Raw genomic sequence first — 15,292 nt, forward strand, 5'->3', positions numbered from 1 at the left:
CCCGGACTCAATATACTATTATTTAGATTTCCATTCACAAATCATATTTAAATGACTATCTTTTAACTCAGCATAAATCATCCCGTTCATTTTTTCCATCAAGCTTTTAGCAATTGGTAAACCCAGTCCCGTGCCACCTTCTGTCCTTGTTTGATCCGCCTTATAAAAGCGGTCAAACAGGTGGTTCACTTCTTGTTTACTCAGTTGATCCACAGAGTTGGAAATTTTAAGTTGAACAACGGAATTAATTCTTCTTAGGTTGATGGTTACCTCTCCAGTTGAGTACCTGATTGCATTTATTACCAGATTTTCTACCACTCTTTTAACTGCAGAGGGATCAGCCATTATAAGAACATCATTTTCTGAAATTTGGATCTGGGGCTCGATGTTCTTCTCATTAAACTCCTGATAAAATCCAAACAGCACCTCCATAACCAAATCGTTAAGCTGGACTCTCTCCATTTTCAAAGGATAATCTGATTGCTCAATAATGGATAACTCGAAAAAATCTTCGAGTAAAACCTTTAATCTTCCGGCACTATTTTTGATCGTTTCTATATACTTCTTCTTTACCTCACGGCTGAGTTCATCCGATTCTAAAGATTGAATATACCCTAAGATTGATGTCATTGGTGTACGTATATCATGAGAAATATGGGATATAGCTTGTTTTAACTCGTTCTCACTGGAGCGTTTTACTGCCTCTGCCTGTTTCGTTAGATCAATCTGATTATTTATTTCCTTTGCCAGTTCCTCAAAATCCCTGTCATGATAGCTAATATCGAGCTTCTTGGCTGTATTATTTTGATTTAATTGTTGGAGCTGCCGAGCTGCACTTTTTATTTCCTTTTTCAGAAAGTACAAACGAGTGAGGAGGTAGGCAAAACCTATCATGACAGTTATGAATAAATAGAGCACCTTCCCTCACCCACTTTGTGTTTACTTAATTTCTTTTCTTTGAAATATGATGCACCCTATGATTCCAAATAACAGAAAAGTTAGAATGGGTACAACTGCAAGGGTGACCAAATCAACATTGTTCAAGCTGTCTACAATAATAATGTCGTATACTAACTTAAAAACGGAGTGATTAAGAATTGGTTCAAAAAATGAAAATTTAGCTGCTAACATTTGCAGCGGCCAATCAACAAATATAAAAAACATTAGAAGAAATCCAATCGTTTTTCCACTGTCGGTAAATAGAATAGAAAAAACTGCCATGATCGAGGCGAAGGCTGCCCCATATAATATAATCAGCCCGGTTGTCTGGAGGTAGTATGTCCATTCAGGCATATTATCAAATCCAAAATAGAGAGCGCCTGCTCCAGTCATTACCACAGGTAATATTAAAGAGATAATAACAGTTCCGATAGAGAAGACGATAAGCTTTGCAAAATAGATACGTAATCTGCTGTTGCCGGAAGAAACAATACTTTTCATCGTACCCATGGAATATTCACTTGTAATAAAGAAACCGGCGAGAATACTTGGGAGCAGCTTCACTATATTAGCATGGGGGCCGAGCACACTCTCTATATAGAAATCTTTTACTGTAGGCAGGCCAGAAGCTCCATTATCGAACTCTATAAGCGGAAACAACACAGCAGCAGTAAGTAACATCCAGGATAGGAAGCGAAAGGACCGGTTTTTCTTTAACTTATACCACTCTGTTTTGAATAAATTACCCATGCTGGACACCGCCGATACGCTTGCTGAAGTATGTTTCCAAATTTTCTCCCATGGGCATAAACTCTTCTATGACCAATCCTTCAGTAGTTAGAATGTTGGAGACTTTTCCCGGCACATTAACATAGGCAAACAACTTAATGGTTCCATCAGGCATAACTTCAAAATCTTGAGTTGATAAATTTTCTTCTAATACTGTTGCGGCTTTGTTTGTATCATTTGTTTTTATATGAAGGTACTGCTGACACTTTTCTTGTAATTCTTTTGCTGATAATTGCTCTAACAATGCTCCTTCATGGATAATCCCATAATGCGTAGCTAATAAATGGAGTTCACTTAAAATATGACTTGAGATTAGAATGGTAATGCCATGTTCCCGGTTAAGCTTCTTTAATAATTCCCGGATTTCTACAACACCCATTGGGTCTAGTCCATTAATAGGCTCATCAAGAATCAGAAATTCAGGATCTCCCAGTAATGCTATCGCAATTCCAAGACGCTGCTTCATTCCTAAAGAAAAATCCTTTGCCTTCTTTTTTCCGGTATTGTGTAAATCTACCAGCTTTAGGTTTTTTACCACACACTCTTTCCCCGGTATTCCTTTCAAAAGTCGGTGTGCTTCTAAATTTTCCGCAGCTGTCATCTGCGGATATAAAGCAGGTCCTTCAATGATTGTTCCAATTCTTTTTCTAGCTTCAACAATGTTTTTATTATTGGTTTCTCCAAATAATTCAAACGTGCCTGATGTCGGATAGGCGAGTCCCGTTACTAGACGAATCAGCGTTGATTTCCCAGCCCCATTTTGACCTATAAAACCATAAATTGACCCTTTTTTTATCAATACACTCACTTTATTAATGGCCATATTGTTTTGATATTTTTTAGACAATTGGTTTGTTCTTAACACATATTCCTTCATCAAAGTTCTCCTCCTAGCCAAAGATTTATTTGCACACTCTTCATATTAAGAAGGAAAACATAAGAAAGTATTAAGTAAATTCTTAAGAAAACCTTAAGTTTTAAGTTTGTAGCCCATCCCCCAGATCGTTTCAATATACTCTTCATGCTGATTTGCTTTCGCAAGCTTACTCCTGATATTACTTAAATGTACATTAATGGTGTTATCGTCGCCGTAGAATTTCTCATGCCAGACACTCTCGAACAAATTAGCTTTGGAAAAGACCTTGTTAGGGGAGGACATCATTAGATGTAATATCTCATATTCCCGAGCCGTTAATTTGAGCTCTTTTCCATGCACTGTCACTTTTTTTGTATTCGTATCCAGCACCATATCTTTATGGCTCATTTGATAAGTTATTGAATCATTCGAGAAATCACGATATCTTCTAAGGCAAGAATCAATTCTGGCAGATACCTCTTCAATATCGAAAGGCTTTGTAATATAGTCATCTGCCCCAGCTCTTAAAGCATTAATTTTTGTCTGTGTTTCAAGCTTTGCAGAAATAATAATGATAGGAATGTGGCTCTCTTTTGATACCTTTTCTAAGACCTCTTCCCCAGACAAACCAGGGAGCATAAGATCAATTAATACCATATCCCATGTTGAGCTGTCGAGGTAAATCATTGCTTCCGTGCCTGAATAAGCCGGCTTAGGAGAATAGCCGCTTTTCCTTACAATATTACATAGCAGTTGATTAATATCCTCATCATCTTCAATTATTAAAATATTTACCGATTTTCTCAACCTGATCATCCTCATAATTAATACCATTATCATTTATTGAAATTAGTTCAATGTCAAGTGAAGACTTATTCGTGCTCTTGATTCTCGTAAGAATTGCCATGTTGGATTAAAGCGCACATTCACAATCAAAACCGTTTACTTTCTGTTTTAACTGTTATATTATATGTATAACAGTTAAAACAGAAAGAAGGTTACCCCATTTGCTCTTTTCACTTAATTTTGAATCAAAGGATGCTATTTATTCGCAAATTGTGAAGCAAATCATTATCGGCATTGCTAAAAGAGAGCTGCGCCCTAACGATCCGCTGCCGTCTGTTCGCTCGTTAGCGTCAGACATTGGTATCAACTTTCATACAGTGAATAAGGCTTACCAGCAGTTGAAACAGGAAGGATATATTCAGATTCACCGGCAGAAGGGTGTGGTTATTCATCCGGCGGGTGTACCGAAAGCAGATAGCAAGTATAAGGAGACGTTGAAACAGACGCTGCGCCCGCTCATAGCGGAAAGCCTTTGTAAAGACCTATCCAATGAATCCGTTGCAGCTTTGTTTCAGGAAGTACTTGATGAATTTCGAGAAGGAGAGGATGAAGAATGACCTTCAATGCACTCATTGTTGTTTTATCAATGGTTTTATTACCAGTCGCACTTATCTTAACGTGTATTCCATATTTAACACGCAAGACAGAAAGTTTTGGGGTTTCCATTCCTGAGAAGGTTTATAATACTGAGCCATTACGAATGATCAGAAACCGTTATGTCCGTTCCATGCTTCTTCTCACTATTGTTACAGTAGGCGGATTTATTTGGGCAGGTTCGATGCTGTCTGCCAATGAAGAAACTTTGAGTATGGTATTTGCCGCCGTCATTTTGCTTCTACTCTTTCTTTCATTTGGTGTCTATTTGAAATTTCATTACGAAATGAAGCGATTAAAAAAAGAGTCCAATTGGACGCAGGACAAGACACAGGAGGTTTTAGTGCGCACAGATTTTCGTGCACAGAGGCTTATCTATTCAAATCTTTGGTATGTTATTCCATTTGCGATTACGATTCTAACCACTATACTTACCGCGCTATTTTATGATCGGCTGCCGAATATCCTGACGATGAAAGTAAACTTTGCGGGAGAAGTGACCAATGCTGTTGAGAAAAGCTATCGTACTGCCTTTCTCCTTCCCATCATGCAATCGTATCTCATCCTGTTGTTTATCTTTATCAATACGGTTATTGCTAAGTCAAAGCAACATTTGAATGCAGAATCTCCAGATAGATCCTTTCAACAGGTCACCTTGTTCCGGAGAAGGTGGTCTCTCTTTCTCCTCTTCACTTCAACTCTTTTAACGATCATGTTTTCATTTATGCAATGGAGCTATTTTTATCTGACAAATCAACATATGGTTACTATTGTGAGTTTAGTATGCAGCGGAATTATTCTGGTTGCTGCGCTTGCAATATCATTTTCGACAGGTCAGGGAGGAAGTCGCATTCAAATGGGTGGCGTAGAGCAATTGGATTCCGTGGATCGAGATGATGATATCCATTGGAAGCTCGGTCAAATTTACTTTAATCCAAATGACCCGGCGTTATTTTTGGAAAAACGCTTTGGTATTGGCTGGACGATTAATTTTGCTAGGCCAATAGCATGGCTGTTATTAATCGGACTTATCGCGATCGCAGCAGGTATCCCAACACTTCTTATGCTGTAGAGAAAGTCCAGTCATTAATGCAAAAGAATGAGGTGAATACATGCAGCATGTTAGAAAACCGTGGCGCTCTTTTATATTTTTTCTGCTGGTTGGTGTTATTGCAGTTCTTTCCTTGCTGCCAACGCACATAGAACTTATTCCCCAGCAGCTGGAGAAGCTCGGTGTTCCCTTAGAACTGCCAATAGAAATAATAGCTGTTCTGTCTTTAATTAACCCTCTGCTATTTATTATCGTCGGCCTGCTCATTGGTCATTTTTTAGCTGAGAGAACAGGATTCTATTCTTTTATCTATGAAAAAGATCGATATGACAGGCCTTTGTTAAGTCGATTAAGAGCTATCTTTAAGATATCCGCTCTTTTAGGGGTAATTGGCGGGGTCATCATTGTAACTTCAGATGCCTTACTTCAGCCTTTTCTTCCAGAAGTCCTTCACGTTTCAGATGCTGAGGCTATTGATTTATTTGACCTCGCTACACGGCTGTTGTATGGAGGGATTGCTGAAGAACTAATGCTTCGTTGGGGTGTAATGACTTTATTAGTCTTTATCATGTGGAAGATCTTTCAACGCAGCAAAACTCAACCGACCTCAGTTATTGTATGGACTGGTATTACCCTATCTGCTCTGCTCTTTGGACTAGGTCATTATGGAGCAACGTCCGCAGCTACAGACATGACTCCAATGATATTTGCCCGAATGATCTTTTTAAATGGGTTTGGTGGTATCATCTATGGTTGGCTTTATTGGCGCAAGGGGCTTGAGGCTGCAATGATTGCACACATGGCTACTCATCTGACTTTTGTATTCATCTCCATTTTATCTTCATTGATTTGAAAGGAGTGATTTATATGGATATTAAAGTGTCTGACTTAGTTGAAGCAAAACGTCAAATTGACTCAACACTAAACAAACTTAGAGAAACAGTAAAATCTTTTGAAGCTAAAGAAAACCCTAACAGATATAAATCTCAAATCACCCTAGCCAAAAGACGAATAGATGCTTTTGAAATTTCTGTGTTTCTTATTGAAAGAGAAATAAACGACCTTAGTGAAAAAAGCTAGTTCACATATACATGTGTAAGTGTATTTACACCCATGTGATTTTAACTCAGGGCCTTCAAGGAGCCTTCAATCCCCTATGTGGACATGAAAAAGCCCTCCTTGCTCCGTGAGAGCAAAGAGGGCAGACCCTTGATAGGAAGGGAATATTAACGCTTGGAGAACTGTGGTGCACGACGTGCTGATTTGAGACCGTATTTCTTACGCTCTTTCATGCGCGAATCACGAGTAAGGAATCCTGCAGATTTCAGCGGGCTGCGGAAATCTGGGTCCACTTCGAGAAGAGCACGGGCTACACCGTGACGGATAGCGCCGGCCTGGCCGGTAAAGCCTCCGCCTTTTACGTTTACTTTTAAATCATATTGGCCGATTACGCCAATTTCGTTAAGTGGCTGCTTTACAACCAGCTTGAGTGTTTCAAGGTCAAAGTATTCATCAATGTCGCGGTTGTTGATCGTGATTCTGCCGTCACCAGGTACGACGAAAACACGTGCAACAGAGTTCTTACGACGTCCTGTTCCGTAGTATTGCACTTGTGCCAAGATAAGTCCCTCCTTCTATATTAGCCGCGAAGCTCGTACTTCTCAGGCTGCTGGGCTTGATGGTTGTGTTCTGCTCCTGCAAATACATGCAGCTTTTTGGCCTGCTGGCGTCCGAGAGAGCCTTTTGGAAGCATCCCTTTTACTGCAAGCTCAATCATTCTTTCCGGCTTGTTCGCACGCATTTCGGATGCGCGTGTTTCCTTTAGTCCGCCTGGATACTGGCTGTGGCGGTAGTACATCTTGTCCTGAAGTTTATTTCCGGTTAAGTGGATTTTCTTTGCATTTACGATAATAACATTATCGCCAGTGTCAACATGCGGTGTAAATTGTGGCTTGTTCTTGCCGCGAAGAATAGATGCAACTTCACTTGCGAGACGGCCAAGAGTCTGGCCCTCTGCGTCAATTACGAACCATTTGCGCTGTACTTCGCCTGGCTTCGCCATATATGTTGTACGCATTATTGTCCCTCCTAAAATCGTTTCCTCAATTCGTCTATATCACTTGTCATTACGTTCATCATTTCCGATCCCGGGGCTGTGGGACGTGAAATGCCAAATAACATCATATAATATTCAAGGGTGAATGTCAATGCTTGTTACACCCGGATTCGTTGTTTTTCTTACTTTTTTTCAAGTTCTTCTGGATAAAGGACTTTTTTCAAGTACAATCCCTGGCCCGGCGCAGTTTTCCCGGCTGCACTCCGCTTTCGGGATTCGATCATCGCTGGAATGTCTTCCGGCGTCCTTTTGCCGCGCCCGACCTCGAGCAGTGTGCCGACGATGATCCGGACCATATTGTACAAAAATCCGCTTCCGCGGCAGATAAACAACAGCTCGTCACCGTTTTCCTCAAGACGTACCTCGTGAACCGTCCTTACCTTGTCCTCTACATCTGTGTTGGCGGCACAGAAGCTGGAAAAGTCGCGCGTGCCCGGAATAAAAGAAGCGGCTCTTTTCATCTCCTCCAGGTTATACGGATACGGAAAGAAATACGTATGGTTTCTACGGAAAATATCGCGGTGACGGCTTGCGAGCACCCGGTAATGATACTCCTTTTCCATCGCATCAAAACGGGCATGAAAGTCGGAAGAAACGAACTCCGCTCCCAAGAGCTGAACGTCCTTTGGCAGATCACGCTCCAGTGCTTTCGGCCACCTCTTTTCCGGGACATGTAACGGGGTATCAAAATGGATTACCTGCCCGAAGGCATGCACGCCGGAATCCGTTCTGCCGGAAGCAACAACCGGGATAAACGTGCCTTTGTGCACCTTCTGCATCGCTTTTTCGATTTCCTCCTGCACGGTGCGCTTTCCGGGCTGCTTCTGCCAGCCTGAAAAAAAGGTGCCTTCGTAGGCAACGGTCGCTTTTACTCGCTGCATCCTTCTCTCTCCTTTGAGCAGTACTTCATGGTGCGGGATCCATTAAGAACGGATCATCATTAAGCAGATTCCAAAAATAACTATAAGCACGCAGGCAGCGGTGTCTCGTGTTCTCCAGATCAGCTCCCGCAGCTTTGTACGGCCTTCTCCTCCGTTGTAGCCCCTGGATTCCATCGCAAAGGCCAGGTCCTCAGCGCGTTTAAATGCCCGTACAAACAATGGAACAAGGAGAGCGACAAATGCCTGCGACCTTTCCTTCAGAGATCCCTTGCTGAAATCCGCTCCTCGGGCTGTCTGCGCTTTTACAATCTTTTCTGTCTCCTGCAGCAGTGTGGGGATAAAACGGATCGCAATGGACATCATTAAGGCAATTTCATGAGCTGGCAGGCCAATGCGCTTGAAAGGAGTAAAAAACTGTTCGAGCGCGTCTGTTAAATCTATCGGGCTGGTCGTAAGCGTCAGCAGAGAGGTAATAAAAACAAGCAGCAGCAGTCGAAACGCGATGAACAGCCCCTGCTCGACTCCTCCTTTATATATCTCAAACACGCCGAGAGATACGAGTACGTCTCCTTCCTTCGTGAAAAGTGCATGCAGGATAAACGTAAACAGAATCAGAAGCATAATCGGGTACATTCCTTTTCGGATATAGTGAAAAGGGATGCCGGACATAAAATAAATACAGAAGGCTCCCGCCCATAACAATCCATAGCCGGCCCAGGTATTCATTAAGAAGATAATAATAATAAATAAAAAGACTGCAATTAATTTGGCCCTGGCATCCATGGAATGTAAAATAGACCGACCTGGCAGGTATTGTCCGATCACGACATTTTCAAACATGGACACGGCGTCCGCCTCCTTCCACATTCCAGAGAGCGAACTCATGTGCCGCTTCTTCAGGAGAAAGAGAATAGCTTGAAAAAGTGCCGCCATACGCTTTCTCCAAATGCTTCAATGTCCGCACGGCCTCCGGTATATCAAGATCAAGGTCAAGCAGCTCTTGTTCCCGTTCATAAATCGACGCCGGGGTTCCTTTCATTACGATGCTGCCATTATTCATTACGAGAATGTTGTCAGCCAGACTGGCTGCTTCCTCCATTTGGTGGGTAATCATAATCATTGTCGTCTGTTTTTCCAGATGCCACTGTGTAAACAAACGTTTGATTTCCTCCTGCCCCCGGGGGTCGAGGCCTGCTGTCGGCTCGTCCAATATGAGAATTTCCGGATTCATTGCCAGTACTCCCGCAATCGCCACCCGCCGCATCTGACCGCCGCTCAAATCAAACGGAGAACGCTGTAAGAACGATTCATCAAGTCCCACGAGTGCAAGCATGTCCGGGAGCTCTTTTTTTACCCGGCGCACATCGAGCCCAATATTTTTGGGGCCGAACAGTAAATCTTTTTCTACGGTATCCTCAAATAGCTGGTGCTCGGGGTACTGAAACACCATGCCTACCTTTTTACGAATGGCTTTGATCTTCTTTCTTTTGGAGCCTGGATCAATCGTCTGCCCGTCTACGGTAATTCGGCCCTCTGAGGGCTTCAGCAGGCCGTTTATATGCTGAACAAGGGTAGACTTCCCAGAACCGGTGCGGCCGATTACAGCACTTAATGAGGCCTCTGGAAAGGAAGCTGAAATGTTCTTTAATGCCTGCTTTTCAAAAGGAGTTCGTTCCATATACGTATGACTGACTTGATCAAACGTAATTTTCACGACAGCGACCTCCTTCCGACAAGCTCATCCAGGGCTTCAGCGGGATGGCCTTTTCTTTTTAATTCCTGGTAGAGCTTAAATGTGTACGGAAGCGGAATGCTCTTGTACTCAAGCCAGTCGAGGTGTTCGAGCATATGACGGGAAGTCACATCCAGCTCCAGCCTGCCATTTTCCATATACCAGATCCGATCGGCTTTCATAGCTTCGTGCAGCTGGTGGGTTACCGAAATAATCGTGACCCCTTCCTGATGAAGAGCTTCAATCGTCGCAAGTACCTCTTTACGTCCGTTTGGATCGAGCATGGCCGTTGCTTCATCAAACACCATCACGCCCGGCTGCAGAGCAAGGACTCCTGCAATAGCGACTCGCTGCTTCTGTCCGCCGGAGAGCCGGTGCGGTTCCATGTCAAGAATGGTACTGACCCCCGTCTTTTCCGCTGCCCAGCTGATTCGCTCCTTCATTGTTTCCCGGGGCACACCGGCGTTTTCCATGCCAAATGCGATATCATCCTGGACAGTGGGAGCCACAAACTGATGGTCAGGGTTTTGAAATACCATTCCTACTTTGCGTCGCACTTCCGGCAGTCTTTCTTTTTCAGCTGAATCAATTCCTTCAATCATTACCTTGCCCTGCTGCGGCAGCAGCAGCCCATTGAACAGACGCGATAACGTCGATTTACCGGAGCCATTCGGGCCAATGACCGCGACCCATTCCCCCGGAGCAATATTCGCTTCAATATTATCGAGCGTCCAGGTTCCGCCATCCTCATATTGAAAATATATATTCTGCAGCCTTACCGCTTGCATGTACAACATCCTTTGTTCTGCTTTCGTTTATTATGTCAACTATATAATTTTAATAGGTTAACAATAATATTTCAACTTCAGGGTGCTTCTGGTGCCCACTCCCGTTTTGAGTAGGCCGGTATGCCGGACAATGGTTCCGCTATTTGCTCCAAACAGCCCGTTTTTTCAGATCTGCCGGACATGATTTCCGCTAATGACCAAAAAGAGAGCAAATTTCCCCGTCATTCAGGTAAATAACGTACCGGATGTCCGGGATCTCTTGTCCGCGCACCAGGTCCGGCCGGGGAATTCGCGCATTCCCAGCAGAACCACGCACGCTCAGTTAATACTTCTAAACGTATAAAAAAAGGGCATAGACGCGGGAACCGGTACGGTCCTGTCCTGCCCTTTCGAAAGATTGGTTCATTGTACATGATCTCGTGCATAAGAAAACGTATAAACGGAGCGCTTATACGAATTCAATAATAGCCATTTCCGCAGAGTCTCCGCGGCGCGGGCCTACTTTAAGAACACGGGTATACCCGCCCTGGCGCTCCTCGTAACGAGGTGCGATATCTTCAAAGAGCTTTTGCACGGCATCCTTGCCGCTCTCTTGATCAGCTGTTTCCTTACGGATGAATTGAGCTGCCTGACGACGAGCATGAAGATCGCCGCGCTTAGCAAGTGTTACCATTTTTTCAATAACCGGGCGCAGTTCCTTTGCTTTGGACTGCGTTGTTTGTATGCGTTCGTTGATGATCAGATCAGTCGCAAGGTCACGGAAAAGTGCTTTGCGCGCAGAGCTGTCACGTCCTAGCTTTGCATATGCAGACATGAATATTCCCCTCCTTTTTCCGTCAAACTATAGACAATGAGATGCCTATTCTTCTTTCCGAAGACCGAGCCCGAGCTCGCCCAGCTTTTCCTGAACTTCTTCGAGTGATTTCCGTCCCAGATTGCGGACTTTCATCATATCTTCTTCCGACTTTTGCGTAAGCTCCTGCACGGTGTTGATACCGGCACGCTTTAAGCAATTGTAAGACCGGACAGATAGATCCAGTTCTTCGATTGTCATTTCTAATACTTTTTCTTTCTGGTCTTCCTCTTTTTCTACCATTATCTCTGCATTTTGAGCCTGATCTGTCAGGCCGACAAAGATATTTAAATGCTCGTTCATAATTTTTGCTCCAAGTGACACTGCTTCTTCCGGGCGGATGCTGCCATCTGTCCAGACATCAAGCGTCAGCTTGTCATAGTTCGTGATCTGACCGACACGAGTGTTTTCTACTTGATAGTTTACACGCGCAACTGGCGTATAAATGGAATCAATCGGAAGAACACCAATGGGAAGGTCGTCGCTGTTGTTTCCTTCCGCCGGAACATATCCACGGCCGCGCTGGGCAGTCAAACGCATATGAAGGTTTGCCCCCTTCGTCAGCGTTGCGATATGCAGATCCGGATTAAGAATATCAACATCACTGTCGTGAGTGATATCAGCAGCGGTAATCACACCTTCGCCTTGAGAGTCAATCTCGAGCACCTTTTCTTCATCAGAATAAATCTTCAGGGCCAGCTTCTTTAAATTCAATACGATCGTTGTAACGTCCTCCACGACACCCTCGATCGTTGAAAATTCGTGCAGAACACCATCGATCTGAACAGTCGTCACAGCTGCTCCTGGAAGGGAGGATAAGAGGATTCGGCGCAAAGAATTTCCAAGCGTTGTACCATAGCCGCGCTCCAGCGGTTCTACGACAAACTTACCGTATTTTGCATCCTCGCTTACTTCAACCGTTTCGATATTAGGCTTTTCGATTTCGATCATTCTACAATATACCCTCCTTCAAAACGTCGAAACTCCGGCTGTAGACCTTTGTCCCTCCGGAATTTCACACTAGGCAGTTCCCGTCAACATTTCCAGCCTTACTAGTCGATAATGCGTAAGGGATTCCGTCCTGTCTCTAATCCTTACCCATTATTGACATTTCAGGAAAAACTATACCTCTGCGGGTTATACTCTACGACGTTTTGGCGGACGGCAGCCGTTATGAGGGACTGGCGTAACATCGCGGATCATGCTTACTTCAAGACCAGTTGCCTGCAAAGAGCGGATAGCTGCTTCACGTCCGGCTCCAGGTCCTTTTACTGCAACTTCAACTACTTTCAAGCCGTGCTCCATTGCTGCTTTTGTCGCTGTTTCAGCGGCCATCTGTGCAGCAAACGGGGTGGATTTTCTAGACCCCTTGAATCCCAGAGCTCCTGCGCTTGCCCAGGAAAGTGCATTTCCCTGCGTGTCGGTGATCGTAACGATCGTGTTGTTAAAAGTAGAACGGATGTGAGCCACACCGGTTTCTATATTCTTTTTCTGACGGCGCTTGCGGGTGTTTGTTTTTGCTTTAGCCATAGTAAGCTTACCTCCTTTACGTCACTTATTTTTTCTTGTTCGCTACAGTCCGGCGAGGACCTTTACGGGAACGGGAGTTATTCTTCGTGTTCTGACCTCTGACGGGCAGTCCGCGGCGGTGGCGGATTCCACGATAACTTCCGATTTCAATCAAACGTTTGATGTTCAGAGACTTCTCACGGCGAAGGTCACCTTCCACATTGTAATTATCAATTACACTGCGGATACGGCCAAGCTCTTCTTCGGTCAAGTCACGGACACGAGTGTTTTCGTCTACTCCAGCTTCTTTCAAAACTTCAACAGCGCGGGATTTACCGATGCCGAAAACATACGTTAGTGAAATAGCAATTCGCTTGTCGCGGGGAATGTCTATACCTGCAATACGTGCCATTAAACGAGCACCTCCTTTTGGATTAACCTTGTTTTTGTTTATGCTTCGGATTAGAGCAAATGACCATTACCGTTCCTTTACGGCGAATGACTTTGCATTTTTCACACATTGGCTTGACAGATGGTCTTACCTTCATGTTCATTTACCTCCTTAACTGCGGAGTACATGCGAGAGTAAACGTAATACGGTTATTTATAGCGGTACGTGATACGTCCGCGGGATAAGTCATAGGGTGAAATTTCAACAGTCACTTTGTCTCCTGGAAGAATGCGTATAAAGTGCATGCGGATCTTCCCGGATACATGAGCCAAAATCTTATGCCCGTTCTCGAGTTCAACCCGGAACATTGCATTCGGAAGTGGTTCAATAACTGTGCCTTCCATTTCAATAACGTCATCTTTGGCCATGAATTTACTCTCCTTCCTTCAGTAAGTTGAAGCTGCTTCTCCATTATAGCTAAGCGTGTGCAGGCGGGTCTGAACCTATTGTCAGGCTTTGGTTAAAATTTCAAAGCCTTCATCCGTAATAGCAATCGTGTGCTCAAAATGTGCGCAGTTCTTCTTATCAGACGTCACTACCGTCCAATTGTCTGACAACGTATGCACATAGCGCTCTCCTGCATTAACCATAGGTTCTACTGCTAAAACCATGCCCGGTTTCAGACGCGGACCCTTTCCCGGAGGACCAAAATGAGGAATCTGCGGATCTTCATGCAGAGACTGTCCTACCCCGTGGCCGACATATTCACGTACGATGGAAAAGCCGTTCGCTTCCACATAGGTCTGGATGGCGTGGGAAATGTTGGACAGGCGCTCTTTCGGCTTTGCTTCCTTTAACCCTTCAAACAAAGAGTCTTCAGTTACCTCCAGTAATCGCCGGTCTTCCTTAGAAATATTCCCAACCGGATACGTCCAGGCAGAATCTCCGTGATAACCATTGTATTTGGCCCCGATATCAATCGATATGATATCGCCGTCCTTTAAAACACGGTCACCCGGGATACCATGCACTAATTCTTCATTTACTGAAGAGCAAATATTCCCGGTAAATCCATTATAACCTTTAAATGATGGTATTGCCCCGTGCTGACGAATCGTTTTATCGGCGATTTCATCCAGTTTTCCAGTGGTCACACCGGGCTGGATGTGCTTTTGCATCTCCTGATGCGTGATAGCAACAATTTTACCTGCTTCCCGCATTATATCGAGTTCCCGATCCGTTTTACAAATAATCATGCATGAAGTCCCTTCAGCAGCTCTTCAATGTCCTCAAACACTACATCTATATCCTGATCTCCATTAATATTACGAAGATACCCTTTTTCTTCATAAAAATCAATCAGTGGCTGTTGTTGCTCCATGTTCACTTCCAAACGTTTTCTAACTGTTTCCGGCTTGTCATCGTCTCTCTGGACCAGTTCACTACCGTCCACATCACAAATACCTTCTTGTTTCGGAGGGTTGTAAATCACGTGATACGTCTTTCCTGATGTCGGGGAAACCCGGCGGCCGGTAAGGCGCTCTTCAAGCTGATCTTTTGAAACGTCGATATTGAGCACATAATCAAGACGCTTCCCGAGGGATGATAAAATATCCTCGAGTGCATCAGCCTGAGCGACCGTGCGTGGAAAGCCATCGAGTAAGAATCCATTGGAGCAGTCGTCTTTTGCGAGACGCTCACGTACGATTCCTATCGTAACTTCATCCGGCACCAGTTCTCCGGCATCCATAAATGATTTAGCCTTTGTTCCAAGCTCCGTGCCTTCTTTAATGGCAGCACGAAACATGTCGCCTGTAGAGATATGCGGTACATCGTGCTTTTTTGTAATTCTTTCGGCTTGTGTGCCTTTGCCGGCACCAGGAAGCCCCATTAATATCAAATTCATGATATCTCCTCCATCGCTCCGATTTCAGCTTGCTTCTCTTT

General features: G+C 44.1%; 22 protein-coding genes. 4 read left to right on the forward strand and 18 right to left on the reverse strand.

The genetic code is table 11. The features are described 5' to 3' along the window. Positions 1–18: 18 nt before the first annotated feature. The 4 genes from ACE4RR_RS14065 to ACE4RR_RS14080 form a co-directional block, all read right to left on the reverse strand. Positions 19–918 carry a sensor histidine kinase gene (locus ACE4RR_RS14065; RefSeq protein WP_375536063.1) on the reverse strand — a complete coding sequence of 300 codons (900 nt, stop codon included), beginning with the start codon at positions 916–918 and terminating at the stop codon, positions 19–21. Positions 919–939: 21 nt separating this feature from the next. Continuing rightward, a complete protein-coding gene (locus ACE4RR_RS14070) occupies positions 940–1,689 on the reverse strand; it encodes an ABC transporter permease (protein ID WP_375536064.1) in 750 nt (249 codons plus the stop codon). Further along, positions 1,682–2,605 (reverse strand): ATP-binding cassette domain-containing protein, encoded by a 924-nt coding sequence (locus ACE4RR_RS14075; protein WP_375536065.1) that lies wholly within the window; start codon positions 2,603–2,605, stop codon positions 1,682–1,684. Before ACE4RR_RS14075 ends, ACE4RR_RS14070 begins: the two co-directional genes overlap by 8 nt. A gap of 93 nt (positions 2,606–2,698) precedes the next feature. Next, positions 2,699–3,391 (reverse strand): response regulator transcription factor, encoded by a 693-nt coding sequence (locus ACE4RR_RS14080; RefSeq protein ID WP_375536066.1) that lies wholly within the window; start codon positions 3,389–3,391, stop codon positions 2,699–2,701. Between the two features lie 200 nt (positions 3,392–3,591). Here ACE4RR_RS14080 and ACE4RR_RS14085 point away from each other — a divergent pair, with 200 nt between their 5' ends. From ACE4RR_RS14085 to ACE4RR_RS14100, 4 genes are read left to right on the forward strand one after another with little or no spacing between them, the layout of a single operon-like run. Next, positions 3,592–3,987: a GntR family transcriptional regulator gene (locus ACE4RR_RS14085; RefSeq protein WP_375536067.1), complete on the forward strand. Its 396-nt coding sequence runs from the start codon at positions 3,592–3,594 to the stop codon at positions 3,985–3,987. After that, positions 3,984–5,096: a DUF1648 domain-containing protein gene (locus ACE4RR_RS14090; RefSeq protein ID WP_375536068.1), complete on the forward strand. Its 1,113-nt coding sequence runs from the start codon at positions 3,984–3,986 to the stop codon at positions 5,094–5,096. Before ACE4RR_RS14085 ends, ACE4RR_RS14090 begins: the two co-directional genes overlap by 4 nt. 40 nt (positions 5,097–5,136) lie before the next feature. Then, positions 5,137–5,928, forward strand: coding sequence for a CPBP family intramembrane glutamic endopeptidase (locus ACE4RR_RS14095; RefSeq protein ID WP_375536069.1), 792 nt, complete (start codon positions 5,137–5,139; stop codon positions 5,926–5,928). 14 nt (positions 5,929–5,942) lie between these two features. Continuing rightward, positions 5,943–6,155 (forward strand): hypothetical protein, encoded by a 213-nt coding sequence (locus ACE4RR_RS14100; protein WP_375536070.1) that lies wholly within the window; start codon positions 5,943–5,945, stop codon positions 6,153–6,155. A 146-nt stretch (positions 6,156–6,301) separates the two neighbouring features. On the opposite strand, the gene rpsI is transcribed toward ACE4RR_RS14100, so the two are convergent. The 14 genes from rpsI to ACE4RR_RS14170 form a co-directional block, all read right to left on the reverse strand. Continuing rightward, complete coding sequence (gene rpsI / locus ACE4RR_RS14105) at positions 6,302–6,694, reverse strand: 30S ribosomal protein S9 (RefSeq protein WP_375536071.1); 393 nt, start codon at positions 6,692–6,694, stop codon at positions 6,302–6,304. Between the two features lie 20 nt (positions 6,695–6,714). Beyond that, positions 6,715–7,152: a 50S ribosomal protein L13 gene (rplM, locus tag ACE4RR_RS14110; protein WP_375536072.1), complete on the reverse strand. Its 438-nt coding sequence runs from the start codon at positions 7,150–7,152 to the stop codon at positions 6,715–6,717. Between the two features lie 161 nt (positions 7,153–7,313). Beyond that, positions 7,314–8,072 (reverse strand): tRNA pseudouridine(38-40) synthase TruA, encoded by a 759-nt coding sequence (truA, locus tag ACE4RR_RS14115; RefSeq protein WP_375536073.1) that lies wholly within the window; start codon positions 8,070–8,072, stop codon positions 7,314–7,316. A 42-nt stretch (positions 8,073–8,114) separates the two neighbouring features. Beyond that, complete coding sequence (locus tag ACE4RR_RS14120) at positions 8,115–8,912, reverse strand: energy-coupling factor transporter transmembrane component T family protein (RefSeq protein WP_375536142.1); 798 nt, start codon at positions 8,910–8,912, stop codon at positions 8,115–8,117. Continuing rightward, on the reverse strand, positions 8,905–9,786 hold the full coding sequence (locus ACE4RR_RS14125; RefSeq protein ID WP_375536074.1) for an energy-coupling factor transporter ATPase: 882 nt from the start codon (positions 9,784–9,786) through the stop codon (positions 8,905–8,907). Before ACE4RR_RS14125 ends, ACE4RR_RS14120 begins: the two co-directional genes overlap by 8 nt. After that, positions 9,783–10,601 carry an energy-coupling factor transporter ATPase gene (locus ACE4RR_RS14130; protein ID WP_375536075.1) on the reverse strand — a complete coding sequence of 273 codons (819 nt, stop codon included), beginning with the start codon at positions 10,599–10,601 and terminating at the stop codon, positions 9,783–9,785. The genes ACE4RR_RS14125 and ACE4RR_RS14130 overlap by 4 nt, the downstream gene beginning before the upstream one ends. Positions 10,602–11,040: 439 nt before the next feature. Next, complete coding sequence (gene rplQ, locus ACE4RR_RS14135) at positions 11,041–11,406, reverse strand: 50S ribosomal protein L17 (RefSeq protein WP_375536076.1); 366 nt, start codon at positions 11,404–11,406, stop codon at positions 11,041–11,043. Between the two features lie 45 nt (positions 11,407–11,451). Further along, positions 11,452–12,396: a DNA-directed RNA polymerase subunit alpha gene (locus tag ACE4RR_RS14140; RefSeq protein WP_375536077.1), complete on the reverse strand. Its 945-nt coding sequence runs from the start codon at positions 12,394–12,396 to the stop codon at positions 11,452–11,454. A gap of 186 nt (positions 12,397–12,582) precedes the next feature. Continuing rightward, positions 12,583–12,975 carry a 30S ribosomal protein S11 gene (gene rpsK / locus ACE4RR_RS14145; RefSeq protein WP_375536078.1) on the reverse strand — a complete coding sequence of 131 codons (393 nt, stop codon included), beginning with the start codon at positions 12,973–12,975 and terminating at the stop codon, positions 12,583–12,585. Between the two features lie 25 nt (positions 12,976–13,000). Further along, the gene (gene rpsM / locus ACE4RR_RS14150; RefSeq protein WP_375536079.1) at positions 13,001–13,366 is read right to left on the reverse strand and encodes a 30S ribosomal protein S13; all 366 of its coding nucleotides are present in this window, start codon (positions 13,364–13,366) and stop codon (positions 13,001–13,003) included. A 22-nt stretch (positions 13,367–13,388) separates the two neighbouring features. Next, positions 13,389–13,502 carry a 50S ribosomal protein L36 gene (rpmJ, locus tag ACE4RR_RS14155; protein ID WP_120194610.1) on the reverse strand — a complete coding sequence of 38 codons (114 nt, stop codon included), beginning with the start codon at positions 13,500–13,502 and terminating at the stop codon, positions 13,389–13,391. Between the two features lie 52 nt (positions 13,503–13,554). Beyond that, on the reverse strand, positions 13,555–13,773 hold the full coding sequence (gene infA / locus ACE4RR_RS14160) for a translation initiation factor IF-1 (protein ID WP_026702375.1): 219 nt from the start codon (positions 13,771–13,773) through the stop codon (positions 13,555–13,557). 81 nt (positions 13,774–13,854) lie between these two features. Next, positions 13,855–14,601, reverse strand: coding sequence for a type I methionyl aminopeptidase (gene map / locus ACE4RR_RS14165; protein ID WP_375536080.1), 747 nt, complete (start codon positions 14,599–14,601; stop codon positions 13,855–13,857). Further along, positions 14,598–15,251 carry an adenylate kinase gene (locus tag ACE4RR_RS14170; RefSeq protein ID WP_375536081.1) on the reverse strand — a complete coding sequence of 218 codons (654 nt, stop codon included), beginning with the start codon at positions 15,249–15,251 and terminating at the stop codon, positions 14,598–14,600. Before ACE4RR_RS14170 ends, map begins: the two co-directional genes overlap by 4 nt. Positions 15,252–15,292: the final 41 nt, after the last annotated feature.

The sequence above is a fragment of the Alteribacillus sp. HJP-4 genome, assembly GCF_042139015.1.
In the GTDB taxonomy this organism is placed as follows: Bacteria; Bacillota; Bacilli; order Bacillales; family Marinococcaceae; genus JBHIKY01.